27 protein-coding genes and 1 tRNA gene are annotated in these 26,443 nt (G+C 48.5%); 13 read left to right on the forward strand and 15 right to left on the reverse strand.

Translation table 11 applies throughout. The features are described from left to right. Positions 1 to 157 precede the first annotated feature (157 nt). On the reverse strand, positions 158 to 1,630 hold the full coding sequence (locus H6F90_RS17595; RefSeq protein WP_190553625.1) for a glycoside hydrolase family 13 protein: 1,473 nt from the start codon (positions 1,628 to 1,630) through the stop codon (positions 158 to 160). 193 nt (positions 1,631 to 1,823) lie between these two features. On the opposite strand from H6F90_RS17595, the gene H6F90_RS17600 reads away from it, so the two are divergent. The 5 genes from H6F90_RS17600 to H6F90_RS17620 all read left to right on the forward strand — a co-directional run bounded on the left by H6F90_RS17600 (position 1,824) and on the right by H6F90_RS17620 (position 6,519). Beyond that, positions 1,824 to 2,636 carry a C39 family peptidase gene (locus tag H6F90_RS17600; RefSeq protein ID WP_190553626.1) on the forward strand — a complete coding sequence of 271 codons (813 nt, stop codon included), beginning with the start codon at positions 1,824 to 1,826 and terminating at the stop codon, positions 2,634 to 2,636. 208 nt (positions 2,637 to 2,844) lie between these two features. Then, positions 2,845 to 4,134 (forward strand): glucose-1-phosphate adenylyltransferase, encoded by a 1,290-nt coding sequence (locus H6F90_RS17605; RefSeq protein WP_190433263.1) that lies wholly within the window; start codon positions 2,845 to 2,847, stop codon positions 4,132 to 4,134. Next, the gene (locus tag H6F90_RS17610) at positions 4,118 to 4,681 is read left to right on the forward strand and encodes an AAA family ATPase (RefSeq protein WP_199295991.1); all 564 of its coding nucleotides are present in this window, start codon (positions 4,118 to 4,120) and stop codon (positions 4,679 to 4,681) included. Before H6F90_RS17605 ends, H6F90_RS17610 begins: the two co-directional genes overlap by 17 nt. Positions 4,682 to 4,824: 143 nt before the next feature. Then, entirely contained in the window at positions 4,825 to 5,256 is a 432-nt protein-coding gene (locus tag H6F90_RS17615) for an Hsp20/alpha crystallin family protein (RefSeq protein ID WP_190553627.1), read from the forward strand. A gap of 249 nt (positions 5,257 to 5,505) precedes the next feature. Next, positions 5,506 to 6,519: a DnaJ C-terminal domain-containing protein gene (locus H6F90_RS17620; protein ID WP_190553628.1), complete on the forward strand. Its 1,014-nt coding sequence runs from the start codon at positions 5,506 to 5,508 to the stop codon at positions 6,517 to 6,519. Here the strand turns inward: H6F90_RS17620 and H6F90_RS17625 are convergent. Then, positions 6,516 to 7,049, reverse strand: coding sequence for a peroxiredoxin (locus H6F90_RS17625; protein WP_190553629.1), 534 nt, complete (start codon positions 7,047 to 7,049; stop codon positions 6,516 to 6,518). The two genes, H6F90_RS17620 and H6F90_RS17625, sit on opposite strands and share 4 nt — an antisense overlap. A 122-nt stretch (positions 7,050 to 7,171) precedes the next feature. Next, positions 7,172 to 7,783 (reverse strand): peroxiredoxin, encoded by a 612-nt coding sequence (locus tag H6F90_RS17630; RefSeq protein ID WP_190553630.1) that lies wholly within the window; start codon positions 7,781 to 7,783, stop codon positions 7,172 to 7,174. A 238-nt stretch (positions 7,784 to 8,021) separates the two neighbouring features. On the opposite strand from H6F90_RS17630, the gene H6F90_RS17635 reads away from it, so the two are divergent. Continuing rightward, positions 8,022 to 8,846, forward strand: a complete 825-nt coding sequence (locus H6F90_RS17635) for a DNA adenine methylase (RefSeq protein ID WP_190553631.1) — start codon at positions 8,022 to 8,024, stop codon at positions 8,844 to 8,846. 97 nt (positions 8,847 to 8,943) lie between these two features. Here H6F90_RS17635 and H6F90_RS17640 read toward each other — a convergent pair whose 3' ends face one another. Beyond that, a complete protein-coding gene (locus H6F90_RS17640) occupies positions 8,944 to 9,990 on the reverse strand; it encodes a zinc-dependent dehydrogenase (protein ID WP_190553632.1) in 1,047 nt (348 codons plus the stop codon). Positions 9,991 to 10,079: 89 nt separating this feature from the next. Here H6F90_RS17640 and H6F90_RS17645 point away from each other — a divergent pair, with 89 nt between their 5' ends. From H6F90_RS17645 to hetR, 3 genes are all read left to right on the forward strand, one after another. Next, positions 10,080 to 11,972 carry an FAD-dependent oxidoreductase gene (locus H6F90_RS17645; protein WP_242024515.1) on the forward strand — a complete coding sequence of 631 codons (1,893 nt, stop codon included), beginning with the start codon at positions 10,080 to 10,082 and terminating at the stop codon, positions 11,970 to 11,972. 197 nt (positions 11,973 to 12,169) lie between these two features. After that, the gene (gene patX, locus H6F90_RS17650) at positions 12,170 to 12,391 is read left to right on the forward strand and encodes a heterocyst-inhibiting protein PatX (RefSeq protein WP_190433277.1); all 222 of its coding nucleotides are present in this window, start codon (positions 12,170 to 12,172) and stop codon (positions 12,389 to 12,391) included. Between the two features lie 491 nt (positions 12,392 to 12,882). Continuing rightward, on the forward strand, positions 12,883 to 13,797 hold the full coding sequence (gene hetR, locus H6F90_RS17655; RefSeq protein ID WP_190553633.1) for a heterocyst differentiation master regulator HetR: 915 nt from the start codon (positions 12,883 to 12,885) through the stop codon (positions 13,795 to 13,797). Between the two features lie 23 nt (positions 13,798 to 13,820). Here hetR and H6F90_RS17660 read toward each other — a convergent pair. Next, a tRNA-Pro gene (locus H6F90_RS17660) sits at positions 13,821 to 13,894 on the reverse strand. A gap of 107 nt (positions 13,895 to 14,001) precedes the next feature. Between H6F90_RS17660 and lipA the strand changes: the two genes are divergently transcribed. From lipA to H6F90_RS17680, 4 genes are all read left to right on the forward strand, one after another. After that, complete coding sequence (gene lipA, locus H6F90_RS17665; protein ID WP_190553634.1) at positions 14,002 to 14,907, forward strand: lipoyl synthase; 906 nt, start codon at positions 14,002 to 14,004, stop codon at positions 14,905 to 14,907. A 10-nt stretch (positions 14,908 to 14,917) separates the two neighbouring features. Then, positions 14,918 to 15,853: an NAD(P)H-dependent glycerol-3-phosphate dehydrogenase gene (locus H6F90_RS17670; RefSeq protein ID WP_190553635.1), complete on the forward strand. Its 936-nt coding sequence runs from the start codon at positions 14,918 to 14,920 to the stop codon at positions 15,851 to 15,853. Positions 15,854 to 16,356: 503 nt separating this feature from the next. Next, on the forward strand, positions 16,357 to 17,604 hold the full coding sequence (gene sigC, locus H6F90_RS17675) for an RNA polymerase sigma factor SigC (protein WP_190433283.1): 1,248 nt from the start codon (positions 16,357 to 16,359) through the stop codon (positions 17,602 to 17,604). A 193-nt stretch (positions 17,605 to 17,797) separates the two neighbouring features. After that, positions 17,798 to 18,253 carry a Fur family transcriptional regulator gene (locus H6F90_RS17680; RefSeq protein WP_190433285.1) on the forward strand — a complete coding sequence of 152 codons (456 nt, stop codon included), beginning with the start codon at positions 17,798 to 17,800 and terminating at the stop codon, positions 18,251 to 18,253. 41 nt (positions 18,254 to 18,294) lie between these two features. Here the strand turns inward: H6F90_RS17680 and H6F90_RS17685 are convergent, their stop codons facing one another. The 10 genes from H6F90_RS17685 to H6F90_RS17730 form a co-directional block, all read right to left on the reverse strand. Next, the gene (locus tag H6F90_RS17685) at positions 18,295 to 19,224 is read right to left on the reverse strand and encodes a peptidoglycan-binding protein (protein WP_190553636.1); all 930 of its coding nucleotides are present in this window, start codon (positions 19,222 to 19,224) and stop codon (positions 18,295 to 18,297) included. A gap of 140 nt (positions 19,225 to 19,364) precedes the next feature. Next, the gene (locus H6F90_RS17690; RefSeq protein ID WP_190553637.1) at positions 19,365 to 19,826 is read right to left on the reverse strand and encodes an SH3 domain-containing protein; all 462 of its coding nucleotides are present in this window, start codon (positions 19,824 to 19,826) and stop codon (positions 19,365 to 19,367) included. A gap of 97 nt (positions 19,827 to 19,923) precedes the next feature. Next, on the reverse strand, positions 19,924 to 21,447 hold the full coding sequence (locus tag H6F90_RS17695) for an AAA family ATPase (RefSeq protein WP_190433290.1): 1,524 nt from the start codon (positions 21,445 to 21,447) through the stop codon (positions 19,924 to 19,926). 27 nt (positions 21,448 to 21,474) lie between these two features. Then, the gene (locus tag H6F90_RS17700) at positions 21,475 to 21,978 is read right to left on the reverse strand and encodes a DUF177 domain-containing protein (protein ID WP_190553638.1); all 504 of its coding nucleotides are present in this window, start codon (positions 21,976 to 21,978) and stop codon (positions 21,475 to 21,477) included. Between the two features lie 94 nt (positions 21,979 to 22,072). Next, positions 22,073 to 22,600 carry a R3H domain-containing nucleic acid-binding protein gene (locus H6F90_RS17705; protein ID WP_313930135.1) on the reverse strand — a complete coding sequence of 176 codons (528 nt, stop codon included), beginning with the start codon at positions 22,598 to 22,600 and terminating at the stop codon, positions 22,073 to 22,075. A 43-nt stretch (positions 22,601 to 22,643) separates the two neighbouring features. Then, positions 22,644 to 23,786, reverse strand: coding sequence for a membrane protein insertase YidC (gene yidC / locus H6F90_RS17710; RefSeq protein WP_190553640.1), 1,143 nt, complete (start codon positions 23,784 to 23,786; stop codon positions 22,644 to 22,646). A gap of 189 nt (positions 23,787 to 23,975) precedes the next feature. Further along, on the reverse strand, positions 23,976 to 24,374 hold the full coding sequence (locus H6F90_RS17715) for a PH domain-containing protein (protein WP_190553641.1): 399 nt from the start codon (positions 24,372 to 24,374) through the stop codon (positions 23,976 to 23,978). Then, positions 24,374 to 24,748 (reverse strand): ribonuclease P protein component, encoded by a 375-nt coding sequence (gene rnpA, locus H6F90_RS17720; RefSeq protein ID WP_190553642.1) that lies wholly within the window; start codon positions 24,746 to 24,748, stop codon positions 24,374 to 24,376. The genes H6F90_RS17715 and rnpA overlap by 1 nt, the downstream gene beginning before the upstream one ends. Positions 24,749 to 24,789: 41 nt before the next feature. Next, positions 24,790 to 24,927 carry a 50S ribosomal protein L34 gene (gene rpmH, locus H6F90_RS17725; protein WP_190433302.1) on the reverse strand — a complete coding sequence of 46 codons (138 nt, stop codon included), beginning with the start codon at positions 24,925 to 24,927 and terminating at the stop codon, positions 24,790 to 24,792. 82 nt (positions 24,928 to 25,009) lie between these two features. Further along, a complete protein-coding gene (locus H6F90_RS17730; RefSeq protein ID WP_190553643.1) occupies positions 25,010 to 25,543 on the reverse strand; it encodes a DUF2808 domain-containing protein in 534 nt (177 codons plus the stop codon). Positions 25,544 to 26,443 lie beyond the last annotated feature (900 nt).

Genomic DNA, 26,443 nt, shown 5'->3' on the forward strand with positions numbered 1-26,443 from the left:
CAACCGGAACCCCAGCTGCCCCTCGCTTAACATTAGCTCTCAAACTGGCTTAAATATCATCCCTATAGGGAGATGGTTTCCAATCAAGCAACGTTGGTTGAATATCTTCTTGCCAGCAGTTGAAGCAGAATTTCATCTGTTTGATCACGAAGCTACTTTATGACGAAGCCGCAGTCAGAATACAGCCTGTCCGAGCAGGAATGGTCAAGCTCAACTGGGAAGGATTCTCTTCACCCCACTCCAGTTCAGCGGAGCCGTAGAGAATCTCGCTAGGACGCGATCGCAATCCTGTCTCATCCCAACTAATATGGGCCTTCCCGGAAGCGGTTCCCACATTTACAGCGACAATCACCTCTTCGCCACCCAGAACTCTGGAAAAGACATAGACGGTGGTTTCCGCAAACAACACCTGATAGGCTCCCGTTCGTAAAGCTGCGTAGCGGTTCCGCAAATCAATCAGGTAGCGATGGTAGCTGAGAACATCTTGCTCCCACTTGTCTTCCATGGGGAAAGCTCGTCGTGAATCCGGATCGAGCGCTCCTGGCAGCCCCACTTCATCCCCGTAATAGATACTAGGAGCACCTGGATACGTCATCAGGAGAATCGTGGCTAGCTCTACACTGGCGCGATCGCCCCCCGCAATCGACAGCAAACGAGCGGTATCGTGGCTGGCCAACAAATTTAACTGAGTCAACTGAATTTCCCAGGGATAAAGCGCTAACACTTCCTGAATTTTCTCAGCGTATTCCTTGGCAAACAGCGGCGGATAAGGATGATACGAGCGGCCCTGCACCTGTTCCATTACTACGCGATCGCCCGCCGCAAATGCGATCGTAGGAGCAGCAAATAGATAATTCATCACACCGTCGAACTGGGTGCCATCTAGCCACTCGCGGGAATCTTCCCAGACTTCCCCCACAATGTAGGCTTCTGGGTTGATCGCTTTAACGCGATCGCGAAACTCTTGCCAAAATCCGGGCGCTTTCACCTCAAATGGCACATCCAAACGCCAACCATCAATGCCAAATTTAATCCAATATTCCGCCACCTCCATGATGTACTCCCGTACTTCTGGATTGTCGTGGTTGAACACGGGCAAAGCTCGGTTATTATCCCAGCCTTCGTAATTTGCTGGGTACTCCCCGTTATAGGGAGACACAGGCCAATCATGAATCTTGAACCAATCGACCCAAGGAGAATGCGGCCCATTTTCTAGCACATCGTGAAAGAAGAAAAAGCCTCGACTCGCGTGGTTGAACACACCATCCAGCACCACCCGAATATTGCGCTCGTGAGCCGCCTCTAGCAAATCCCGAAAGGCTGCATTCCCCCCCAGCATCGGGTCCACTTGGTAGTAATCGTGGGTGTGATAGCGGTGATTACTCGCAGATTGAAAAATAGGGGTGAAGTAGATAGCATTAATCCCCAGATCTTTGAGATAGTCTAACTTCTCTATTACCCCCCACAAGTCGCCACCTTTGTAGCCTTGCAGCGTTGGCATCTCGTCCCAGGCTTCCCAACTGGCATTTTTTAACAATTTTTTGTGTGGATGGTGGCTTTTGGCAAAGCGATCGGGGAAAATTTGGTAGAAAACTGCGTGCTTGACCCAGTCTGGCGTATAAATCTGCATAAGTAGCTCTCTAAGCCTCCACTGACAAGGTACAGGCACAAACCATTTCGCAATTCTTTCCCCTGGTAGAAAGTCAGCGATTAATTGTGATTCGATGACGAAAACTTGACTCCTAGCCTTGTTGATATAACTCAGACCAATCTAGAGGTTCCTGATCCCCCGACTGGAACCATATATCTTTAGGTGATTTGTTATGAAGCTCAAAATCCTGCAAAATACTGTTTTCAAATTACAAACTGCTCAGGCGTCCGATCTACCCGCTGACCAAAAAGAAGAAATCACCGCTGGCCAATTGCTCGATCTACACTCCTACAAAGTTGAAGGCAAGCTCATCAAAGTTTCCTTTAAGAATGTTGAGTTCAAAGGGCGCAATACTTGGTACGCCTTTGCGGATCATGTCCGCTTAGTGACTTCTCAAGAAGATGTGGTCGCTACACAACAACAGCTTTCACCTCCGACACCGGGGGAACTACCCCGCCAACACCGCATTAAAGACTTTCCTTATCTGGCCCAAACTGATAATCGCTACAATCCAGGCGGCTCCTGCAATGTCACCAGCGTAGCCATGTGTCTCTCTTTCTTTGGTGCTAAACCCACTAGAGAAGCCCAACTCGAAGATGAGTACTACGATTTCTTGATTGAGCAAGGTCGCTCCAGACACGATCCCTACGACTTGAAGTGGTTAGTGGAGCAAAAAGGCTATAAAGATGACTTCCGCGAAACTGCTTCGATTCAAGATGTAAAGAAGTGGATTGCTCAAGACAAACCCGTGATTGTGCATGGGTACTTCACTCGCTTTGGTCACATCATTGTTGTGGTGGGTTATAACTCCGAAGGTTTCATCGTCCACGATCCCTACGGTGAGTATTGGGATAGTGGCTATGACATGAACACTGATTGGGATAAAACCAAAGGCAAAGGCTTGGTTTATTCCTACAGCTTAATTGAGCGCACCTGCTCCCCCGAAGGCCCAGGCAATATGTGGTGCCACTTTATTTCCAAATAGCCCTTGCTTGTTAATGAAAGGCGATCGCCTTCCTCACTCCATAAGTGCGATCGCCCTCCCTCACCCCTTAATCTCCCCTTAAGCTAAACCTCCTCTGCCTTTGGGCGGATCGACAAAACTCTCTGTTATCTTCCGATCCCCTCTTGCAAACTGCCACACTCAGACCGACACTTATCTTGGGAGTTGACTGGCAGTTTAGAGGTCTTTTGTGAAAAGAGTATTATCGATTATTCTCGGTGGGGGAGCCGGAACCCGCCTTTATCCATTGACCAAGCCTCGTGCGAAGCCTGCGGTGCCCCTCGCAGGCAAATACCGTTTAATCGACATTCCTGTTAGTAATTGCATTAATTCTGAAATATTCAAGATTTACGTTCTGACTCAGTTCAACTCAGCCTCCCTCAACCGCCACATTGCCCGCGCTTACAACTTTGCTGGCTTTACTGAAGGATTTGTTGAGGTACTTGCGGCGCAGCAAACCCCCGAAAACCCCAACTGGTTCCAAGGTACGGCTGACGCAGTTCGTCAGTACATGTGGTTGTTCGAAGAGTGGGAAGTCGATGAGTACTTGATTCTCTCTGGAGATCACCTGTACCGCATGGACTACCGTCAGTTTGTGCAGCGCCACCGGGATACAGGAGCCGACATCACGATCTCAGTCGTGCCAATGGATGAGCGACGAGCGTCTGACTTTGGCTTGATGAAGATTGATGCTTCTGGGCGAGTTGTAGACTTTAGCGAGAAGCCCAAAGGTGAAGCGCTGAAACAGATGCAGGTAGATACCAGCATTCTAGGGTTGGATGCTAAGCAAGCTCAAGAACGGCCTTATATTGCCTCAATGGGCATTTATGTCTTTAAGCGCGATGTCTTGATGAACCTGTTGAAGCAGTCGCCTGATCGCACTGACTTTGGTAAGGAGATCATTCCAGCTTCCGCCGCAGACCACAACGTCCAAGCTTATTTGTTCGATGACTACTGGGAAGACATCGGAACGATTGAAGCTTTCTACGAAGCCAATTTGTCGCTAACTCAACAACCGCAGCCACGCTTTAGCTTCTACGACGAGCAAGCACCGATCTATACCCGTGCCCGTTACTTGCCTCCTAGCAAGCTCCTAGATTGCCACGTCACCGAGTCAATCATTGGGGAAGGGTGCATTCTGAAAAACTGCCAGATCCAACACTCTGTCTTGGGTGTGCGATCGCGCGTAGAATCCGGATGCGTCATCGACAACTCCCTGCTGATGGGTGCTGACTTCTATCAACCCTTTGCTGAGCGCAATACCAACTGTGAAACTCGCACAGTACCGATGGGGATTGGAGCCAACACCACCATTCGACGGGCGATCATCGACAAAAATGCCCACATTGGTTGCGATGTACAAATCATCAACAAAGATCGGATAGAAGAAGCTGAGCGCGAGGACCTAGGGTTCTATATCCGCAATGGCATCATCGTAGTGATGAAAAATGCCGTGATTCCGGATGGAACCATCATCTAGGCAAGAAGTTAGGGGTGTGGAGTTAGGGGATGATGACTCTCTAACTTTGCACCCTGCGCTACCTATCACTCGCCTGATTATCTTGATGGGGTTGCCAGGAAGCGGCAAAACCACCCTGGCTCAACATTTACTCACAGCTAGCCCGGAGCGTCGGTTAATTTCTACTGATGCAATCCGGGCTCAATTGTTTGGCGATGAAGCAGTCCAGGGGCCGTGGTTGCAAGTATGGCGCGAAGTCCAACATCACCTACAGCAAGCCGTTAAGCACATCTCCCAAGGCCAAATTCCTGATGCGATTTACGACGCTACCAATACGGCTCGCAGGCAACGGCGACGGGTATTAACGTTGGCGCGATCGCTGGGCTTTAGGGAGATTATTGGCTTTTGGCTAGATTTGCCTTTGGAAGTGTGTTTAACCAGAAATCGTCAGCGCGATCGTGTGGTTCCAGAAGCTGTAATGTTGCGCATGCACCGACAACTTTTAGGTGCGCCTCCAGCCCTAGAGGAAGGATTCACGAGCTTAATTCGTCAGTCTTGGCATCAGTAAAACAGGCAATGGCGGAAATTGCGATCGCATCTCGTGCAAGAACCGAACTCTGCGCTAACGCCACCTCTGATACCTTAAATCTAGTTAAAGAACCCACAGCAAGGGACTAGATAGACATTGAGAGGTTTTGAGAGGTTAAAGTTATGGCACTCATTCGTTGGGAACCCTTCCGTGAAGTTGACACCCTACAGCGGGAAATGAATCGGTTATTCGATAGCCTCGCTCCCGAAGTCAACCAAACTGCCTTTGTTCCTGCCGCAGAAATGCAGGAAACCTCAGAATCCATTCAGCTAAAAATTGAAGTACCTGGGATTGAAGCCAAAGACCTGGACGTGCAAGTAACCGCAGAAGCGGTCTCAGTTAGTGGAGAGCGTAAAGCTACTGTCCCCAGCGAAGAGAGAGCCGTCTTTCGTTCCGAGTTTCGTTACGGGCGCTTCCAACGAGTCATTCCCCTCCCCACTCGGGTTCAGAATACCCAAGTGCAGGCTGAGTTCAAAAACGGCATTTTGCATCTCCACCTACCCAAGGCTGAAGAAGAACGCAACAAGGTCGTTAAGGTGAATCTAGCAGGGTAATTGGAGTGGCGATCGCGCCGGATTAGATGCCTGGTTAAATCGGGTGTTGGGCAAGCTGGTTGCTTAAATCCGCACTTAATTCGGTAATAGTTCAGGGGAGGGCGTGAGTCAGCATCGCTCTGCCCTGAATCTATGTATAAGCTATTGAAGTTTAGCTTTGCCCCTTACCGCATCCAGATTGTGGCGTGGCTAAAGCAGACGATCATAGATATAAAGACATAAACTGAAACTATTAGAGGAGGTAGGTGGATGGCTGCAACCGACTATAAAGATTACTACGCTGTCTTGGGAGTGAATAAAACCGCCACTGCCGACGACATTAAAAAAGCATTTCGTAAACTAGCCCGCAAGTACCATCCAGACGTTAATCCAGGCAACCAAGACGCGGAAGCCCGGTTTAAGGAAGTCAACGAAGCCTACGAAGTGCTATCTGACCCAGAGAAACGCCAGAAGTACGATCAGTTTGGCCAGTACTGGAAACAAGCGGGTGGCGGGTGGCCAGGTGGCGGAAGTAGCCCCAATGTTGACTTTGGCAACTTCGACTTTAGCCAATACGGCAGCTTTGATGACTTTATCAACGAGCTATTAGGTCGCTTTGGCAGCCCTGGCGCTGGCCCTAGCCCTGGAGCTGGACGACAAACCTATAATTATCGCACCACTCCGGGTGGCCCAGGCTTTGGGGACTTCGGCGGCTTTGGGGGTTTTGGCGACACTGCTACCGCTCCAACTCAAGACAGCGAAGCCGCGATCGCTCTAACCCTGAGAGAAGCCTTCCAAGGTGTGCAGAAACGCCTCAATCTAGGCAGCGAAGTGATTGATGTCCGCATTCCCCCCGGAGCTAAACCCGGTAGCCGCATCCGCGTCAAAGGCAAAGGGCCAGCGAGTCCCTATAACCAACAACGCGGCGATCTCTATTTGGTCGTCAACATTCAATCCCATCCCTTCTTTCAATTTGAGGGCGACAATCTAGTCTGTGAGGTGCCCATCGCCCCGGATGAAGCAGTGTTAGGGGCACAAATTGAAATCCCTACTCCCGATGGCAGCGTCACCATGAATGTGCCTGCTGGCGTGCGGGCAGGGCAATCTCTACGCTTACGAGGCAAAGGCTGGCCCAATCCCAAGGGCGGACGCAGTGATCAAATCGTCAAGATTGCGATCGCCTCCCCCAAGGAACTCAGTCCCCAAGAGCGTGAGTACTACGAAAAAATTCGAGCCATCCGCAGCTTCAATCCTCGCAGCCAAATCCAAAGCATGCAGCTCTAGAGCGCCGCCAACAACTCCTCCACATTGGCGTTGTGCGACAAAAACGAGAACATATGTCGGAAGCGCAGGTTACCTTGAGTGTCCAAAACAAACTGCGCTGGAAGGGGTGCGCCTAGAGCTTGCCCAACTCGGTAAGCGCGAAATATTTGGCAGCTAGGATCACTAAGAAGTGGCATCTTTAGGCCCAAATCGCGCACCACAATTTGGCTTTGGCGCGCGTCAGTACTGGTAATCATCAAAACTTCCGCACCGCGACTCGTAAACTTCTCGTAGTTCTCGTTTAGCGCCTTGATGTGAGGGAAGCAAAAAGGACAGTACTGCTTTTCGGTAAAGATGCGCGTAAAAGCTAAAATTACGGGTTGCTTTCCCCGGTAAGCCGCTAATTTAATCCGCTGACCCTGAGTGATATCTGGCAACTCAAAATCAGGAGTTTGCTGGCCTAACTCCAAGGAACTCGTTGCTGGAATCGGGAAAAAGTTGTTGAAAAAGCGCTGATTCAGCAGGCCGCTAAAGTCTGTTGAGGTTAGCATCGCTAGCTATAACTGATGTCTGTGAAGTAAGGTTCGGAACTACGGTCAATCATAAAAAAGGGTGAGCATTGCCCACCCTATCAACAAATTACAACTAATCGCTAATTGCTAATCGCTAGCAACTATACCGCTGCGAAGTATTCTTTGGACTTCACAGGGTCAGGATTCATGGTGGCATCACCAGGCTTCCAACCCGCAGGGCAAACTTCATCGGGGTGAGACTGCACGTACTGGATGGCCTGCAAGGTCCGCAAAGTTTCATCCACACTGCGACCAAAAGACAGGTTGTTAATGGTGGAGTGCTGGATCACGCCATCTTTGTCGATGATGAAGAGACCGCGTAGTGCCACGCCTGCTTCAGGATCGAGCACGTTGTAAGCAGCGCTGATTTCTTTCTTGATGTCGGAAACAAGAGGATAGTTGAGGTCACCCACTCCACCTTGTTTGCGATCGCTTTGAGTCCAAGCGAGGTGAGAGAATTCACTGTCTACAGACACGCCTAGAATCTCAGTCCCAATTTGCTTAAATTCGTCGCAGCGATCGCTGAAAGCAGTAATTTCAGTGGGGCAAACGAAGGTAAAGTCTAGGGGATAGAAGAACAAGACAACATATTTGCCTCGGTAGTCAGACAGCTTGATGGTCTTGAACTCTTGATCGACCACAGCCGTTGCAGTGAAGTCGGGGGCAGGGCGACCAACCCGGAGGCAACCTTCGGTATTGTAGGTCAAGGTCATGTACTTGATTCTCCTTGAAGAGTCTACAGGTCTACATTTGCTGAGTCATAGGTAAGCAGTGAGCAACTCACTTTCTCCTACGCAGGCAACGACTGATTATTTAAGAACTGTTACGCAATATATCATAGTCATAACGATTTTGAGTAGGGCCTGTGGCAGGTTTGCCACAACCTTGGGAGCGCTAAGTAAGGCTTTTTGACATAATATTGAGTCTGCTTCTGCTTCACAGCCTGTTTTGATGCCACCTCAAACTGCTCCATCTATCTCTCCCCGTCCCTTCTTAAAATGGGCAGGCGGAAAGAGTCAACTCATTTCTCAGTATCAGCCTTACTTTCCTCAAGAGTTTGTCACTTACTACGAACCTTTTTTAGGAGGGGGGGCCGTTTTCTTTCACCTCTTACCAAAGCAAGCGATTCTTACAGATATTAATCCAGAATTAGTGAATGTTTATTGCTGCGTTCGAAACCAAGTTGAACCTTTGATCCTGCGTCTACAAGAGCATCAGAAACAGCATTCCCACGACTACTATTACCAAGTAAGAGCTGAAAAGCCTGCAACTGATTTGGAGCGGGCAGCTCGCCTAATCTATTTGAACAAAACTTGCTTCAATGGCTTATATCGAGAAAATTCCAAAGGGAATTTTAATGTACCCATTGGACGCTACAAAAATCCTGGAATTTGCAATGCAGAGTTACTGCGATCAGTATCGCTAGCCTTACGCTCGGCTACGATTTCAATCAAACCTTTTGAGGCAGTTTTAGATTGCGCTAATCGTGAGGATTTCATCTATTTTGATCCGCCCTATTATCCTCTTAGTTCGACCAGTAACTTCACTGCTTACAGTCGCTACGCCTTTGATCAAGAGCATCAAATAAGACTAAGAGATGTATTTGCAAAGCTGGCAAGCCGAGGTGTGAAGGTGATGCTTTCTAATTCAGATTGCGAGTTTATTCGGGAGCTATACGCAGGCTTTAATATTCACGCGATCGCCGCTGCCCGATCGATTAACTCTAAAGCGAGTAAGCGAGGAAAAATCACAGAGGTTTTAGTGACTTCCTATTAATCCATAGAGTGATTGAGCGGAGAAAAAAGAAAACTTAGTTTTCCTAAAATCCGGGAGGCAAAATCCTGTTTAACCCCCGGATTCCTACTGGATTAGTTTACGGATATATCAAAATTTTGTAGGTTTCTGGTCCCGGTGAAACAGCTTGCTCAACAGCTTGGGATAGATCCTCTAGGGGATAGCGATCGCTAATCAATGCTTCGACATCAATGCGACGATTAAACACAATATCCGCAGCCAAATTTTGTACCCGGAAAGAAGAGCTGTAACTGCCCATTAAGTCAATTTCCCGGCGGTAAAGAATATTAGGGTTAATGGGAATTTCAACTTCATCGGGAAACTCTGCAAAGAACAAAATTTTGCCGCCTTTGCGCGTGCAATCTAGCGCTTGGAAGAAGGCTTTGTCGCTAGGCACCGCGAGCAGACTCACATCGACACCCATGCCTTGGGTTAATTCCTGAACCTTCTGAGCAATTTCAGGATCGCGGGCATCAAACGCGGCATCGGCTCCCACACTCAGAGCTTTTTCAATCCGAGCAGGAATTAAATCTGTGGCGATCGCTCTAGCACCGAAGTACTTCACCAGCATGATGAACATCAGCCCAATCGGGCCTGCGCCGGTGATCAGTACGGTTTGACCGGGGGCAATTTGGGCTTTTTTAACGGCTTTGAGGCAGCAGTTGGTCGGCTCTACAAAGCTGGCTTGCTCAAAACTAATGTCGTTGGGAATGGGAATCAAGCCACCGTTTCGGACAATATGCCCCGGCACTTTGACATATTCGGCAAAACCGCCACCGCTGGGAGCAAACCCTGCTGTTGTCGTGACGTTTTTGTAAACATCGCACATAGAGAAATTGTCATTGAGGCAATAGTTGCAATGCATACAGGGAATGTGGTGCATTACGACGACGCGATCGCCCACTTGCCAATTTTTGACTTCAGCCCCGACAGCCGCGATCGTGCCAGCAGTTTCATGACCAAAAATTCTGGGGGGTTCGTAGAGAGGATAGAGAATTTTTTTAATGTCAGATTGACATAGCCCCACAACTTTGACTTGCACGAGCACTTCGTCTGCGCCTAATTCAGGCACAGGCAGTTCCTCGTAACTCAGCTGCTTTACCCCACGAAACACTTGTGCTTTCATACTCCCCTCTAATGCTGCTAATCTGCCGCTAAAGTGCCGAAATTAGGTTTTTGCAGACCCAATGATCATAAACTTTACCAAGACTCGTTATGCGCCACGCCGCCAAAGTCAATTCCATGCCGCTCACCTTAGAAGAATTAACTGCTGATGTTTTAGTTGTGGGTGGAGGCACAGGCGGCACAGTTGCAGCCATACAGTCGGCCCGACGAGGAGCCAAAACCGTTTTGGTCAGCGAGTTGCCTTGGTTGGGTGGCATGCTGACCAGTGCAGGAGTCTGTGCCCCAGATGGCAATGAGCTGGCTGCTTTCCAAACTGGAATTTGGGGAGCTTTTCTCCGAGAATTACAAAAACGGCAACCGGGCGGCTTAGATCATGGCTGGGTCAGCTTCTTTACCTATGACCCTCGCATTGGTGCCCAGATTTTCGCCGATTGGGTGCGAGCGCTGCCTAACTTGCAGTGGATTAGCGGTCAAACACCTGTAGAAGTTTTACGCCAAGCTGATCGCGTTACGGGCGTGCGGTTTGCAGAGGTGACAGTCAAGGCCCAAATTACCCTAGATGCCACCGAACTAGGCGATTTATTGGCTTTGGCAGAAGTGCCTTACCGTTGGGGTTGGGAACTGCAATCTGAATGGCAGGAACCGAGCGCTCCACCCTCTGCCAATGCTTTAACTCAGCTCTGCCTAGTACAGTCGCCTACTTGGGTAGTGATTCTACAAGACTTTGGTGCGGGCAATCATGCCCCAGCGCTCGCCCCTCCACCCAATTACGATCCAGCCCAATTTGCTGGTGCTTGGGAAGGTTACAGCCCAGAGCAGTTTCTCAACTACGGTCGCTTACCTGGCGATCGCTTCATGCTCAACTGGCCCCAGTGCGGCAATGATTACGGCCTAGGTGTGGATCGTTTGGTTCAATCGCCGCAAGCGCAACAGGAGTTTTTGCAAGAAGCTCGCTGGCATACTCAAGGTTTTGCTCATTTTATTCAGATAGAATTGGGCGATCGCTACGGTTTAGCCGCTGATATTTTTCCCGACCTACCTGGAAATTTGGGAGGTGGAGCTTACGCCCTGCATCCCTACTATCGCGAATCTCGCCGCCTGCAAGGACTGGTGACCGTCTGCGAACCAGATATTTTGCCTGTCCCAGGAGGCCAAGTTGCTGCTTTACCTGTAGATGAGCAAGGCCAAGTCACAGCGATCGCGATCGGCAACTATGCAAATGACCACCACTACCCGACGCATATCAACGGCCAAGCTTTACCGAGCGTCAACCTTAAGCCCAAGTCTATTCGGTGGGGCGGACGCTGGACCGGAACTCCTTTCACCATTCCTTACGGTTCCTTGATACCGCTAGCAACGGATGGCTTATTAGTTTGCGAAAAAAATATTTCTGTTTCTCACATCTCTAACGGGGCAACTCGCTTACAACCTGTGGTGATGAATATTGGTCAAGCCGCAGGCATGGCTGCCGCTTTATGTGTAGAACACAACTGCCAACCGAGAGAACTCAAAGTGCGATCGCTCCAAACTGTTTTACTGGAAGAGCCTACTGCACCTGCTGTGATCGTTCCTCTCTTCAATTCGCTACCTCATCATCCTGACTGGCTTCGGGGGCAAGCTCACTATCTAGCTCATCCAGAGACTTACCCCACCGATGGTCAATGCAGTCGAACCAAGCTCCCAAAGGAACAACAAATTGCAGCAAGTTCTAGCTCTGAGTCAACTAGCGCCACCTCAATGGTGCTGAGCGGTGTTTTTCGCCGCGATCGCCCTCAAGAGTACAATTTGATTCCGTTCAGCCCAACGGCACCATCAGAGCACCCTTTAGCTGCCACTATTAGCCTGATCACCCTATGCCCTCAGGTTAACCAGCAACTAGAATCTTATCCACATCAACAACCGATACAAATATCAGGGCGATTGAACTCAGCGGGCAATTGGCTGTTAGTTGAGCAAGTTTCCCCATTGGCGGGATCAGCGTGAGCAGAAAAATTGCTAACAGCCCTAGCGCGCTCTTTAGCACTTGATTACAGCCATACTAGTTAACGAAAACCAACTGCTAAAAATCAACTTTTTCTTCAGAATTTAGCCAAAGCAAGCCTGGCTACCACAATTTTTTTCCTGATCCGAGGTCAGAAGTTCCGTATCAGAAAGTAGCAGCTCTGAGATGGATACTTCCCATGCACATTTATCAATCTGTCATTGCAGTTCAATTGCTGACAGTTGTTTTGGCATTTGGCTGGCAGCCTACTAGCTATAGCTTACACAATTCTCCGCCTTCTGCTCAAACTCAAGCAACTTTAGCCGCTCAAGCAAGTCGAAGCACTGATGTCGCCCCTCATCGTGGTAGTGGACGGCGTAGCCTAGGCCAAATTGCTCGCTCGTTTCAGCCTCAAATTTAACTAGTTCAAGCGCGACACTAGAGTATAAATTATAACCAGCTTTGGGTGAGGATACAAACAACCTAGAGCTGCTTTTCCGCATCAAGAGATAGGTGACAGAAAGACAGGTAATTTATAGGGGTAAGCCTACTGTCATAACTCTTGCAGTCAAAGGAACTCAATGCTAAATCAGGATTTCTCAGACCGCTCAGCCTGGGTGACTAAAATGGCTCGATTTTGTCAGCCTAGATGGCAATAGTGGACCAAGAGAATTTCTTGAAATGCGTTTCCAGGAAAGGAAATTCAGCTATTTTCAAATGGCTGATCGATAATCCTTGTTTAAGAAAAATCACTAGTGCTTAAAATACCTGCATGCTTTAAGCTTAAGGGTGTTCGATGAAGAGAGTAAATCGATTGTTCTGCAAAAGAGATAGAGCTATCAATAAGTGCTCAAATTTTTATACACAAATTGTATATTCACCTAGTCGCTCCTGCGGAGTATGGCTACTGCTATGACTAACGACTTAGATCTGATCAAACGTCTTAGCCCCAGTGCAATGGATCAGATCATGCTTTACTTGGCATTTAGTGCCATGCGTACTAGCGGACATCGGCACGGGGCCTTTCTAGATGCGGCTGCAACTGCTGCCAAGTGTGCTATTTACATGACTTATTTGGAGCAAGGACAGAACCTGCGTATGACAGGTCACTTGCACCACATTGAGCCCAAACGGGTCAAAGTGATTGTTGAGGAAGTCAGACAAGCACTAACGGAAGGCAAACTCCTGAAAATGCTGGGGTCTCAGGAACCTCGGTATCTGATTCAGTTTCCCTACGTTTGGTTAGAGCAATATCCTTGGCAGCCTGGACGATCGCGCATTCCTGGGACAAGCCTCACCTCCGAAGAAAAGCGCCAGATTGAGCAGAAACTACCCGACAATTTGCCAGACGCTCAACTGATCAATTCCTTTCAATTCATGGACTTGATCGAGTTTCTGCATACGCGATCGCAAGAAGACCTCACCGCAGATCGTCAGATGCCTTTAAGTGAGGCGTTGGCAGAACACATTAAACGCCGTTTAATTTACTCTGGCACTGTCACACGCATTGAGTCGCCCTGGGGCATGCCCTTTTATGCGTTAACCCGTTCTTCCTACTCCCCCGCCGATGATGAGGAGCGTACCTACATCATGGTGGAGGACACAGCTCGCTATTTTCGCTTGATGAAAGACTGGGCTGATCAGCAACCTCGTGTCATGCGAGTGCTGGAGGAACTCGATATTCCTACCGAAAAAGTGGATCAAGCACTGGAAGAACTAGATGAAGTCATCCGGGCTTGGGCCGATCGCTACCATAAGGTAGGCGGACAATCCATGATTCTGCAAATGGTACTCGGTCCCCGCGAGGAAGAAGGCTCCTCTTGGTAGTTTCCTTTTTATCAAGTTAAAAATCGGGATGACTGGATTCGAACCAGCGGCCCCTTCGTCCCGAACGAAGTGCGCTACCAAGCTGCGCTACATCCCGTCATAGTCTCAACTAACCAAGTTTAGCCTATCACAGCACAAATATATTGTGATGCGCCGCTACTTGTTAAGATTAAGCATACATAACTTCAGCAATCAAAACTCAGCGTGGTTGTTAAGCCAGAGTGGTTACGGGTAAAAGCTCCCCAGTGGGAGCGAGTTGGTAGTGTCAAAGAAATCCTCCGAGATTTAGCACTAAATACGGTGTGTGAGGAAGCGTCTTGCCCCAACATTGGTGAGTGCTTTAATCATGGCACAGCAACGTTTTTGATCATGGGACCCGCTTGTACAAGAGCTTGCCCTTACTGCGATATTGATTTTGAGAAAAAGCCCAAACCACTCGATCCCACTGAACCCGATCGCTTGGCTGAGGCAGTGCAACGATTGCGCTTGAATCACGTTGTGATCACCTCTGTAAACCGAGATGATTTACCCGATGGCGGTGCATCTCAGTTTGTCCGGTGTATTCAGGCAATTCGAGAAACTTCTCCCAGCACCACCATCGAAGTTTTGATTCCAGATCTGTGTGGCAATTGGCAGGCACTAGCAACCATCTTGCAAGCACAACCAGAGGTGCTGAACCACAACACAGAAACCGTACCTCGGCTTTATCGGCGGGTGCGTCCTCAAGGCCAGTACGAGCGCAGTTTGGAACTTCTCAAGCGATCGCGAGAGCTCGCCCCTTGGGTTTACACCAAGTCTGGCATCATGGTGGGCTTAGGAGAAACCGACGCGGAAGTGCGGACAGCCATGCAGGATCTGCGAACTGTAGACTGTGACATCCTCACGATTGGGCAGTATCTACAGCCCAGCCAAAAACACTTAGGCGTAACCAACTTTGTGCCGCCAGAGCAATTTGAGGCTTGGCGACAATTTGGCCAATCTATTGGCTTTTTGCAAGTCGTGTCCTCCCCCTTAACCCGCAGTTCTTACCATGCGGAGCAAGTGAGGGTATTAATGGAACGCTACCCCCGCACTGCTGCGCCCTCTGCTAATTCCTCACCACTAGATTGAGCAAAGGGTTGTGCAAACTGTAACGCTGGCAGTACTTGGGGCGGGCGCGTGGGGTTCAGCTTTGGCAAATTTAGCAGCCAAAAATGGTCACTCTGTGCGCCTATGGTCACGCCATCAAGCTCAAAGCTTGAGAGAGGTAGTAGAAGATGCTGATCTGATTGTGTCTGCGATTTCCATGCAGGGCGTGAGAGCCGTAGTTGAACAGATGCAATCCTTAGCGATCGCAAAGCCAGCGATTTTGATCACCGCAACCAAGGGGCTAGATCCAACCACCACACTCACTCCTTCCCAAATTTGGCAAGCTGCTTTTCCAGGCCATCCAGTTGTGGTGCTGTCTGGACCCAACTTATCCAAGGAAATCGAAGCAGGTTTGCCTGCGGCCACTGTGGTTGCCAGTGAACAAATGGTAGCGGCTGAGGTTGTGCAAGCGGTCTTCTCGTCTGGAATCTTTCGGGTTTATACGAATCCTGATCCCCTAGGCGTCGAATTGGGTGGCACGCTCAAAAATATTATTGCGATCGCAGTTGGGGTATGCGATGGTCTGCAATTAGGCACCAATGCCAAGGCCGCCCTTGTAACTCGTGGTCTGACAGAAATTATTCGGATTGGTACCCACTGGGGTGCAAAGACAGAAACCTTCTATGGTCTCTCTGGCTTAGGCGACCTGCTGGCAACTTGTAACAGTGTCCTAAGCCGTAACTATCGCGTTGGTTATGGCTTAGCTCAGGGCCGAACGCTCTCAGAAGTACTAGCGACATTAGAGGGAACTGCTGAGGGAATCAATACCACTCAAGTACTAATCCAAGTCGCTCGGCAGCACAATATTTCTATACCTATTTCCCATCAAGTGTATCGCTTGCTAGAAGGTGAGATTACTCCGCAACAAGCAACCGCAGCCCTAATGCTAAGAGACACTAAGCCTGAGAATAACGTTCTCAGGTTCTAAGCTAAGTTGACAGAAACATCATTAGGTTGGCAAAACCTACATCAAAGCTTGTTGAAGCGTAGACCTGTTTGCAGATCTGGTGAAACTTAGCAAGTGATCAGGAAATCCTATGTAGGGTGATGTAGATTAACTTAGCATCGGACCTGAGTCACTCGTGGATTCCTATTCTCTCCTTATAGTTTGGATAGACGAGCTAAACAGGTTAACTGCATCTACCAAAAAGTAGATCTAAAGTTGGGTGCAAGTAACAAGATGGGTGCCTACTGTAGACCTAATTGAAGCATGAAGCTAGCCCTTGAGCCGTTAAAGCTCGAATGCTACCCAGAAAGCCTGGCTATTCAATTCGCCGCTGATGATCGTGACCCAAGTTATGTCAGAAAAAGTTGACCTAACTTAACCCTGGAACTCTCAGCCGCGTTCTGAAGTCTGACATGACGGGAACAATAGCAGCGAGACCTAGCTAGCAAGCCCCATAATTACCCGGAGCGACTGAGACGATCACTATGCCAGCAACATCTTTTTACGCTGATGCAGAATATGACGATCAACTGAACGCTACTAGCTTTCGGTTGAACAATGAAGACATCGAGCCAAGTGCCGATGATCTCGTTGACTTAGACATGGGGTATGCCGATCCAGCTAATGGTTTACGTAAAAGTGTGAGCCGCCGCACCACTGATCTAGTGCGCTTGTATCTCCAGGAAATTGGTCGGGTTCGCTTATTGGGGCGAGATGAAGAAGTTTCAGAAGCGCAGCGGGTACAGCGCTACATGCGATTGCTAGAGTTACGCAATGAAGTAGCAGCCGCAGGGGATGAACCAATTAAGCGTTATGTTGATTTGATTGAAGCCCATGACTGTCTAGCATCTCAGCTAGGTCATCGGCCTTCTCTAGAGCGATGGGCTACTCAAGCAGGCGTTACTGTCGCAGACCTCAAGCCAATTTTAGCCCAAGGAAAACGTCGCTGGGCAGAGGTTGTAGCTCTAGAAGTGACGGAATTGGAGCAGATTCAAACAGAAGGTCTGCGAGCCAAGGAACACATGATCAAAGCGAACTTGCGCTTGGTCGTATCTGTTGCGAAGAAGTACCAGAATCGAGGCCTAGAGCTGCTTGATTTGATTCAAGAAGGCACCCTCGGCTTAGAGCGAGCGGTAGAAAAGTTTGACCCAACCAAAGGTTATCGCTTTAGCACCTATGCTTACTGGTGGATTCGCCAAGGAATTACCCGGGCGATCGCAACTCAGAGCCGCACGATTCGCCTACCAGTTCACATCACTGAAAAACTGAACAAAATCAAAAAAGCTCAGCGCAAGATTTCTCAAGAAAAGGGCCGGACGGCCACTATTGAAGACATTGCTACTGAGCTTGAGATGACGGCTCCGCAAGTTAGAGAAGTATTACTGCGAGTCCCCCGCTCTGTTTCTCTAGAAACCAAAGTAGGCAAAGAGAAAGATACAGAACTAGGAGATTTGCTAGAAACCGAAGATGTATCCCCTGAAGAAATTTTGATGCGGGAAGCCCTGCGTCGAGATCTTCAGCAATTGCTTACAGACTTGACTAGCCGTGAGCGTGACGTGATCTTAATGCGTTTTGGTTTAGGCGACGGTCATCCCTATTCCTTGGCTGAAATTGGCCGAGCTTTAGACTTGTCGCGGGAGCGCGTCCGTCAGATTGAAGCGAAAGCTTTGCAAAAACTGCGTCAGCCTAAGCGTCGTAACCGAGTGCGAGACTATCTGGAATCCCTTAGCTAACAACTGCTAGCGAAAGCTTGGAGAGACTTTTGTTTGCCAATTGCTCTTCAGGTTTTTGAGTAAGTTCTAAATAGTAGTAGATTCGTACTAGGTACCTAATTAAATATTATTGTCAACAAGGCGATTCTCTTGATAATCACCTTGTTGATTGTGTATCATTCTCAATAAAGAGACTTTATTGGGAAGTTTACTTATGTCTCTCTACACAACGTCTTCACTGAAGGCTGAACTCAACGAGCGAGGCTGGCGTCTTACACCCCAACGAGAGACAATCTTGCAGGTATTTCAGAATCTTCCCAAAGGGAATCATCTGAGTGCCGAAGATCTATATAACGAACTACAAACAGATGGAGAACGGATTAGCCTATCTACCATCTACCGAACTCTGAAGTTAATGGCTCGGATGGGAATTCTGCGTGAGCTAGAGTTGGCAGAAGGCCACAAGCATTATGAAATCAATCAGCCTTACCCTTATTACCATCACCATCTGATTTGCGTACGCTGCAATAAGACAATTGAGTTTAAGAGTGACTCGATCCTAAAAATTGGCACAAAAACCGCTCAAAAAGAGGGCTATCATTTGCTGGATTGCCAGTTGTCGATTCATGCGATCTGCCCAACCTGTCAGCGTTCACTAATGCCTGCTTAAAAGCAGAGCTAGGTTACTAAACTTGCGCATCGGGGCAAGCGCTAGAAGCGCCCGTTCCGGACATCGCGATCGCTCACTCCATAAAACCGCTGGGCTGCCGCGATCGCTCTTTGGGTCGTAGGTCCCATACTGCCATCTAAGGCACCAGGATAAAAGCCTCTAGCCTTGAGTCGTCGCTGCAACTCTAAAACACTAAACTTTTGGGCAGGACGCGCATTCTCCCCAAGGTAACCACCTTGCCCAAGGCCTGAGTTAGGGCTACGAGCCGTATCAAAACTAGAGGAGCTACCCAAGCTAGCCCAAGTGCCAGAACCAACCACACCATCCCCCGTTAAATTACGATCGCGCTGAAATTGAATTACGGCTCGCTCAGTAGCTGGACCAAAGACCCCATCTATCGGCTCAAAATAGTAGCCTAAGGTATTTAGACGTCTTTGCAAATCTTCAACGGTAGCACCGCGATCGCCTAAGGACACAGTTGCCTGAGCAACAGCGCTATTGTAGAACTCTGAACCAAAATTGCTCGGTTCGCTGCTGTAGTAGGAAGTGGCTGAAACTGAACTTGAGCTGAGTTGAGCACAATTCAGGGCTCTAGCTGTTGTAGAACCAACCACACCATCCGCTGTTAAGCCGCTGTCTTGCTGAAATTGCACAACTGCTGCTTCAGTTTTAGACCCAAAATAACCAAATGTGCTGGTGTCCAAGTAGTTTTGATCGACCAGACATCTTTGCAACACTTCTACTTCGGGGCCTTCGTCTTCACGTTGTAGCGGCAACGCTAACACGTGGTCAGCTAGGGTGAGCGCTGCCAAACCAGCAATCACAGTGAGCAGTCGGATTAAAAACCCACTCGAAAGTTTTGCCCAATTTAGATCGCTGAACAGTTCTAAGGTTTTGTCAGCGGGAAATAATTCAACCCTTGGAGGTGCTTCGTAGCTTGAGACAAGGTGAAGATAAGCGAGGTTTTCCATAATTTTCCCGCGATGCACTGAAAAGCTGAGCAAAATCCAAAGTTCTCAGGCTCTAGGTCTGAGAAACTTTTCCAATATCTTATGCGATTTGGTTACTGGTGTTCAGTATTTTCACAGGGATTTTACAGTTGCTACATAACTTAATTCGAGCGCTCCGTGTTACCTGCTTTTACCCAGCCCGCGCGATCGCTGTTTTCCAGGCGAACTCGTTGCCATTGCTTATCAGAGCTTTCCTCTAGCACCACAACTCGGCTGTTAAATTCGATACCACCAATCTGGTTGGAATCGCGGCCAGGGCCATCTCGCAAAATTAAGCCAATCGGTTGCACGACACGAGCTTGATAAGCCCCTGGTTCCAAAACTGGAGCTGAGGCAGTGCTGGACACCTGAGAAGATTGAGCATTTCCAGCAGCAGGCTTAGAAACTGTAGCGGCTTTATTAGTGAGCGGCTTGTCATTAGCAAACGCTGGTCTGGGGGGAGGAGCGGTGAGTTTAGTGACAAGATACCGAGCAGCCACCACTCCTCCTAGTCCCAAGAGGGCGATCGCCAGCGCAAAACCCAGCAGAAATTTTATTAGGTTTATCAGGCCAGACCACTTCATGGCTAAAACCAAATCAGACTGTATTCTACATTGCTGCTCCCGAATTTATCTGGATTTGGATGAGGAATTCCGACAAATCCTAAAATACAAGTTCGCTTTAGTCAGGAGACTGTATGGAGCGAGAGACCCGGCTACTTAAGCCACCATGCCGAGAAGCTAGACGCGCTTTGCCAGCCGCTGCCCAATCCTGAAGAAATTGAATTTGCTCCCGTGCTGTTTGAGCCAAAGGAACCATTTGACTAGCCGCCTCCAGAATATCGTCAGTCGTAAAGTCCCGATTTTGGCTAAACCCAATATGCATTGCCTCTATGATGGTTTGCTCAATCTCTGCGCCTGAGAAGTCAGGAGTTTCATAGGCGAGGCGCTCCAAGTCGTAACTCTTTAGATTGTGAGATCTTAAACGAGACAAATGCACCGAGAAAATAGCTCGACGTTCTTCTTGACTGGGCAAGCCGACGAAGAAGATTTCGTCAAATCGGCCCTTACGCAACATTTCAGGTGGCAACGCCTGGACATTATTGGCAGTTGCGACCACAAAAACAGGAGAAGACTTTTCTGCTAGCCAGGTAATGAAAGTGCCGAAGACGCGGCTAGTCGTCCCAGCGTCTCCTTTACTGTCAAATCCTGAAAAAGCTTTGTCAATTTCGTCAATCCACAGCACACAGGGAGCTAACGCTTCAGCTAGCTGAATCATTTGCCGAGTTCGAGATTCTGATTCACCCACCAACCCAGCAAATAATCGTCCTACATCTAATCTAAGTAAGGGCAAATGCCAGTGGTGGGCGATCGCTTTAGCGGTTAAGGACTTACCAGTTCCCTGAATTCCAGCCAGTAGCATACCTCTAGGATGCGGCAAACCATACTGTCGGGCGCGCTCAGAAAAAGCACCCCCCCGTCTCAATAACCAATCTTTGAGGTTATCTAAACCACCAATGTCTGAAATTCTTTCAGTAGCAGGGTAAAAATCTAAGATTTGCGTCTGGCGGATGGTCTGCCGTTTCTCTTCTAGGATCAAATCCACATCGTCTGGTTGCAGTTCACGATGTGTGGCGATCGCTCGAGCCAACACCCGCCGAATTCGTTCGATGGAAAGACCCTGACAAGAGCGCACCAAATCATCTAGCGTTCGACCTTCCAGAGATTGACCTGTTGACACCAGCAGACGCTCAATCTCAACCTGGATATCATCAGGAGCAGGCAATGGAAACTCTAAAACAGTGATAACCTCGCTCAGCTCATCTGGAATGGTGATCTGCGAAGCAACGAGAACGACATTCTTAGGCTGAGATTTGAGCAATCGAGCCAAATTCCGCAGTTTACGCGAAACAGAAACATCTTCTACAAAGCGATGAAAGTCACGCAGGATGAAGATAGCAGGAGCAGTTGCGGGTAGTTTTTCGACAAATTCTAGGGCTTGTAGAGGATTGCGCTTACCAAAGCCTGCATCATTAGCGTTGCCCTGGTAGCCATCAACAAAATCCCAGATGTAAACTGCGCGATTGCCTTGGTGCTTAGCAGACTGCGCGATCGCCGCTTCTACCCGCTCTTCTTCGCGAGTGGGAATATAGATCAAGGGGTAGCGAGCTCGTAGCAGTAGCTCGAACTCATTGCTAAAGTTCATAAAACTATCCAACTCAGAACAGTGGCATCAAGAAGGTAGCTGTTTTCTCAAAGCCTCCAAAGAAGCCCAACGACTATCTGTTCCTGAAGAAGAAAGTGAGTCAGATAACTTAATGCCGGTACAAGCCGGGTCACATAGCTGGCGCTGAGGAATTGCCAAACATAGCTGTTCGTAGAGCCATTTAGCAGCATCGAAGTTGCCTTGAGGCGATAAGCTTTCTACTAAATCTTCTAGCCCCACTTCGCGGCCTAGAATAATTGCATCTGCATCACCAGCCGACTCATCCAACCAGATAAGCTCGGAAGCATCCACATCCAACCGATGATTATAGTTTTGCAAGCAACGATGACAAGCCAAAGTAATAATGGTTTCGGCCTGCACTGAAACTTCTAAATAATTGCCGCGATGAGTGACCTTTAACTGTCCCTGAACAGGGGTCAAAGTTTCCAGATCGGGAAGAAACTCTTTAAACTCAAGAACTTCTGTCTGCTCAGGAGCCCTCGTTAACTGAGGGATGTAAATGGCGTCCATACAGATTCTGTGCCAGTCAAAAAGTTGAGATGTTACTCTACCCTAGCAATTTATAGCTTTGAATTTAGCTGCGATGGTAGATTAGACAGCTCAGTTAGCTAGGTTCTGTCTGCGTCTGCTTCACCACTAAGCGCCGATCAGGTTCTCGGCCTCGACTATAGGTTTCCAAGTCAGGATACACCTTTAGGAAAGTGTGAATCTGCCGTCGCTCGGCTGAAGAGAGCGCTTTCATCTCCACCTCTTGACCCGTCTGGCGAACTTGGTCCGCTGCCTGCTCTGCCAAAGATTGCAGCTCAGCTTGACGGCGGGCGCGATATCCTGCCAACTCAATCGTGTAGGCTTTTTGCTGATCCTCAGCTTGGCCTAGGTTGAGAATAGTATTAGCAAGATATTGGAGCGCGTCCAAGACGGCCCCATTAGGCCCCGTCAGTTGTTGAATTTGTTCCGGAGTCAGGCCTGTTTCATCAATGGTCAGCCAATAGCTAGCCCTATCTTCTAGGGTTGCTTCAGTACCAGACTGTGTTGAGGTGGGGTCATGGGCCGCCTGCTCAGCGACTTGCACATCTGCTGGTAGATCCACCAAGCTCAATAATTCCTGAAGCCACTCTCGACCTTGTTGCACGCGATGACCGTCCTCCGGAAAGTAAATATGCCGACTACTCCAGTTAGGCCTTTTTCTTAGCCCGTCCTGGTTCAAAAGGAAGGGCTTCTCTGTCTGTACCACTACCACCAGAGGTTTTGGCCTCTTCATCCACAATCTTCTGCAAGTTTTCGGGTAGAGGCTCCCGTGACAGAATAAAGGTTTGGAAGGTTTGGAAGATGTTAGCTAGCAGCATGTACATCAAAACACCAGCTGGAAGCGGGAAGAACAAGAACATCCCAGAGAAGATAATTGGCGTAATCTTGTTGACCGTTGCCTGTTGGGGATTGGAATTAGGTCCTTGACCCGACAAGATTTGGTTGATGTACAAGCTGATACCAAAGAAGAGCACCATGCCAACGATGTCCCAATGGATCGTGCCATCGTCATCAAAGGCTCCAACTCGACCTAAGGCATCAATGAACAGAAATCCTTTGTCTGCTGCCAAACCTGGGACGACACCCTGAACGCTCACTTCTCCTGGCTGGAGGGCTTCTAAGTTGCCACTCTCATCAATTCGAACTCGATCTTCGCCTTTGGTGATTTTCCAGCTAGGTTGGATTTTGGTTTCAGGATGCTCTTCTAATAGCGTACCTAGAGGCTTGCCATCTACGGTTTGAAACTCAATTTTGGTTTTTTCTCCAACGGCTAACCGGTTACCGCCTGGCAGGAGGGCAACAACAGGTGCGTGGACCTTGTCAGCGATAAAGATGTTCTGGGGAGAAGTTGCAAACGCTTGAGGTTGAACCTGGGTAATCTGCTCCTGAGGTAGGATTTGCAGATTGACGCTGTAGTTAGCATCTGAGAACGGTGAACCACGCAGCGTTGCAAAGAGGGCAAATAGCACCGGCATTTGCAGCAAAACAGGAAAGCAGCCTGCCAGCGGATTGCCAAACTCTTTGTAAATTTTGCTCATTTCCTCCTGCTGCTTAGCAGGATCGTCTTTGTGACGCTCTTGAATTTCCTTGACCCGCTTCTGCATAACGGGTTGGGTGACGCGCATCCGACGCATACTCCGGATCGAGCCAGCGCTGAGAGGATAGAGGGCAAAGCGAATTACTAGTGTCAGAGCCACGATGGCTAGACCGTAACTAGGCACAATCCCGTAGAAAAAGTCCAGGATTGGCAGCATGACATTGTTGGAGAGAAATCCTACACCGAAGTCCATTCGCTCTAAGTCAACCTACGTGCTCTGAATGTTCTAATCTAATCTATCTGATATTAATTCAGCCTGGAGAGGCATTGACATAAATAAAGCCCTTAAAAGGGTGAAGGTAGCAAGTCTTGGCGATCGCAAACTTAGTTACTGAATGCTGAGGAAGCCGCTCTGTCGCTCTCTATCGCTGCATTCAGGGAGTTAGGATTTAGCGCCCACTGCACCGCTTGCTTGCTGAGCCCTTGTAGAGAGCTTGTCGTTGATGTAGTCGTAAACCTCTCTAAAGTTAGGCACTGATCGCAGCTCTAGGCGGCTGCCATCTTTTAAGGTGATGACCATATCACCCCAAGCACCCAATCCACGAGGTACAGTGACGATCTTGGCAATTTCAGAGTAGATGATGTCGGAGCGATCGCGCCCCATCCAACCACCAGTGACAGAAATGCGACGATTGGTAATGCGATAACGAACCCACAGGGCGCGAACAATAGCACCAACGCTCAGTGGGATACAAATAATGGTGAATCCCAGTAAAAGGTTGATGATCAGATCGCCAATGTGAGGACCGCCCTCGTAGTATGCTTCCTCGTTAATCGCCATTACCTTAAAACCTCAGCATCTGCCAACAACTGCTCTAATTCTCGCAGAATTTGATGATAATCGCACTGAACGGCAGGGGGACGCACCACAACTACTAGCTGCCAGCCCAGAGGCAGCTGGGGCAAAAACCGTCGTAGAGCAGCCCGAATTTGTCGCTTTAGGCGATTGCGGACTACAGCACGTTTACTGACTTTTTGACTAACAGAAATACCAATCTGAGTTGGTAGGGCTGGAGAGTGGCTGGAATGGTTGAGATGACCTTGTTTGTTTAAGGCTCGTAAGGTTATGTTCGCCGTTGAGCGACGAATTCCACCTTGATAAACGGCACTAAAGTCTTGTCGCCGTTTAAGCCGATTTGACTGGGGCAGGGACACTTCAGTCTTCGAGCCACTCCGTTGATTGCAATAAGTACTGCCTAGACTGCAAGACGTTGACGGCCTTTTTGTCTGCGGGCCTTGATGACTCGCTGGCCATTCTTAGTACGCATGCGGGCCCGGAACCCGGAAGTTCTTTTTCTTTTGCGAGAGGTACCACCCAAAGTCCGCTGAGTCATAGTTCAAGTTGCTCCAAACGTGCTAATCGATTAAGCGTGAAAAAAGCCACAGTCTACCATCGTACCATCGATTTCGCACTGATTAGCTAACGCTGAGTTCCCAAGTGCCCAAGTAGCGTAACAGCGGCACATCACCGGGAGACAGAATCTGACAGTTGAAGTAAAAGATGCCAGGATTGGAAGGGTTTTTAACGTTGGAGAACACTAATTCAACAGCGCTGTTGGCGGGAATGGGTTCTTCGGGAATCAGCTCAATGACTCGGTTCTCTTTATTCCAATTCACTTCTTGGAGGGGAACACTCTTACCTTTGACCCGAATCTCCATATCGTCTTTATCGAACTTACCTTTGTAGTAGTTGGGGTAAGTAATGCTGAATTGAGCTACTGCTAATTTCATTTTCTTAGCTGGAACTCGGAGTCGATAGCGATCCCAACCGTTGGTATGCCCCCCAAAGTCTAAGCGGTAACTGAGCCGATATTCTGGCTTAACACCGCTAAAGATGGTCAATCCAGGTAAGCTTTGAGCCAATGTAATGGCAGGAATTGAACCCAATAAGCAACCTGCGATCGCAAGAGTTGAGAAAGCGCCTCGTGCCATCAATTTCTTAGAGAACATAAGCTTTGTGCGTGGACAATAGGGTTGAGTGATTCAGTTGCAAAACTTCATCAATATTGACTTTACCAGGATTGATGAAGTTCCAACTGGGCTGAGTGACGCCGAGCCAAGGGAAAAAGTGCCATTAACCCAAGCCTAGGCGCATCCACTGGGGAAAATCACTAACACAGCTTTATATCTAGTTGCTCAGGTTTTAGGTTACTGCACTACCTAATCAAATCAGGACGACCCTCAGAAGCACTTAATTTGCTTTCAGGATTTAGAGGGCCTGGTTTTACTAAGTAATGTCTTCAAAGTTGTGTCTTTAAATATTGAAATCTATTAAAACAAGTTAAAGATACCAATCTGATTTTGGGGATCAACATACTATGCAAAATACACCTCTACGCTTACCTGGGAATTTCTTGAATTGTTTGTTCTAAGTCAAGTAAATTTACAAGCTAACCGCATCCGTTATCACTGCTCAGGACAGTATGGCCGAGTTAGCCAAGATGAAGTAGAGCTTGTCTTTCGACAACGTGCGATCGCTGGCTTGAAAGGGAAAATAATAGCAGGAGTGCTATTGAAACCAGCATCACACTCGGAGGTTAAAGTTTGACATTAGTTATGGTAGAAATGTCGCTCTTAACCCAAAACTAAGTTGACGAGTCTGCTGTTTGAGGTTTTGAAACCTGAAGATTTGCTGCCATGACGACAAGGCTCAGCCTGAAAAAAGCTTCTCAGCCACTTAGTAATAGATCCGGCTAGCCTTTACTAAACAGGCTAGGTGCTGTGCTGAAAAAGCTGACAGAGCTTTATTGTCGTTAGTATCAGCAGTAAAGCAGATGTGAAGAGTAGCTGATGTGTGTTTTACCAGCAAAAGTAAGCGATCGCCCTCTTTTTGTTTTTGCTTTGCTGGCA

This window comes from Trichocoleus sp. FACHB-591, from assembly GCF_014695845.1.
GTDB lineage: Bacteria > Cyanobacteriota > Cyanobacteriia > FACHB-46 > FACHB-46 > Trichocoleus.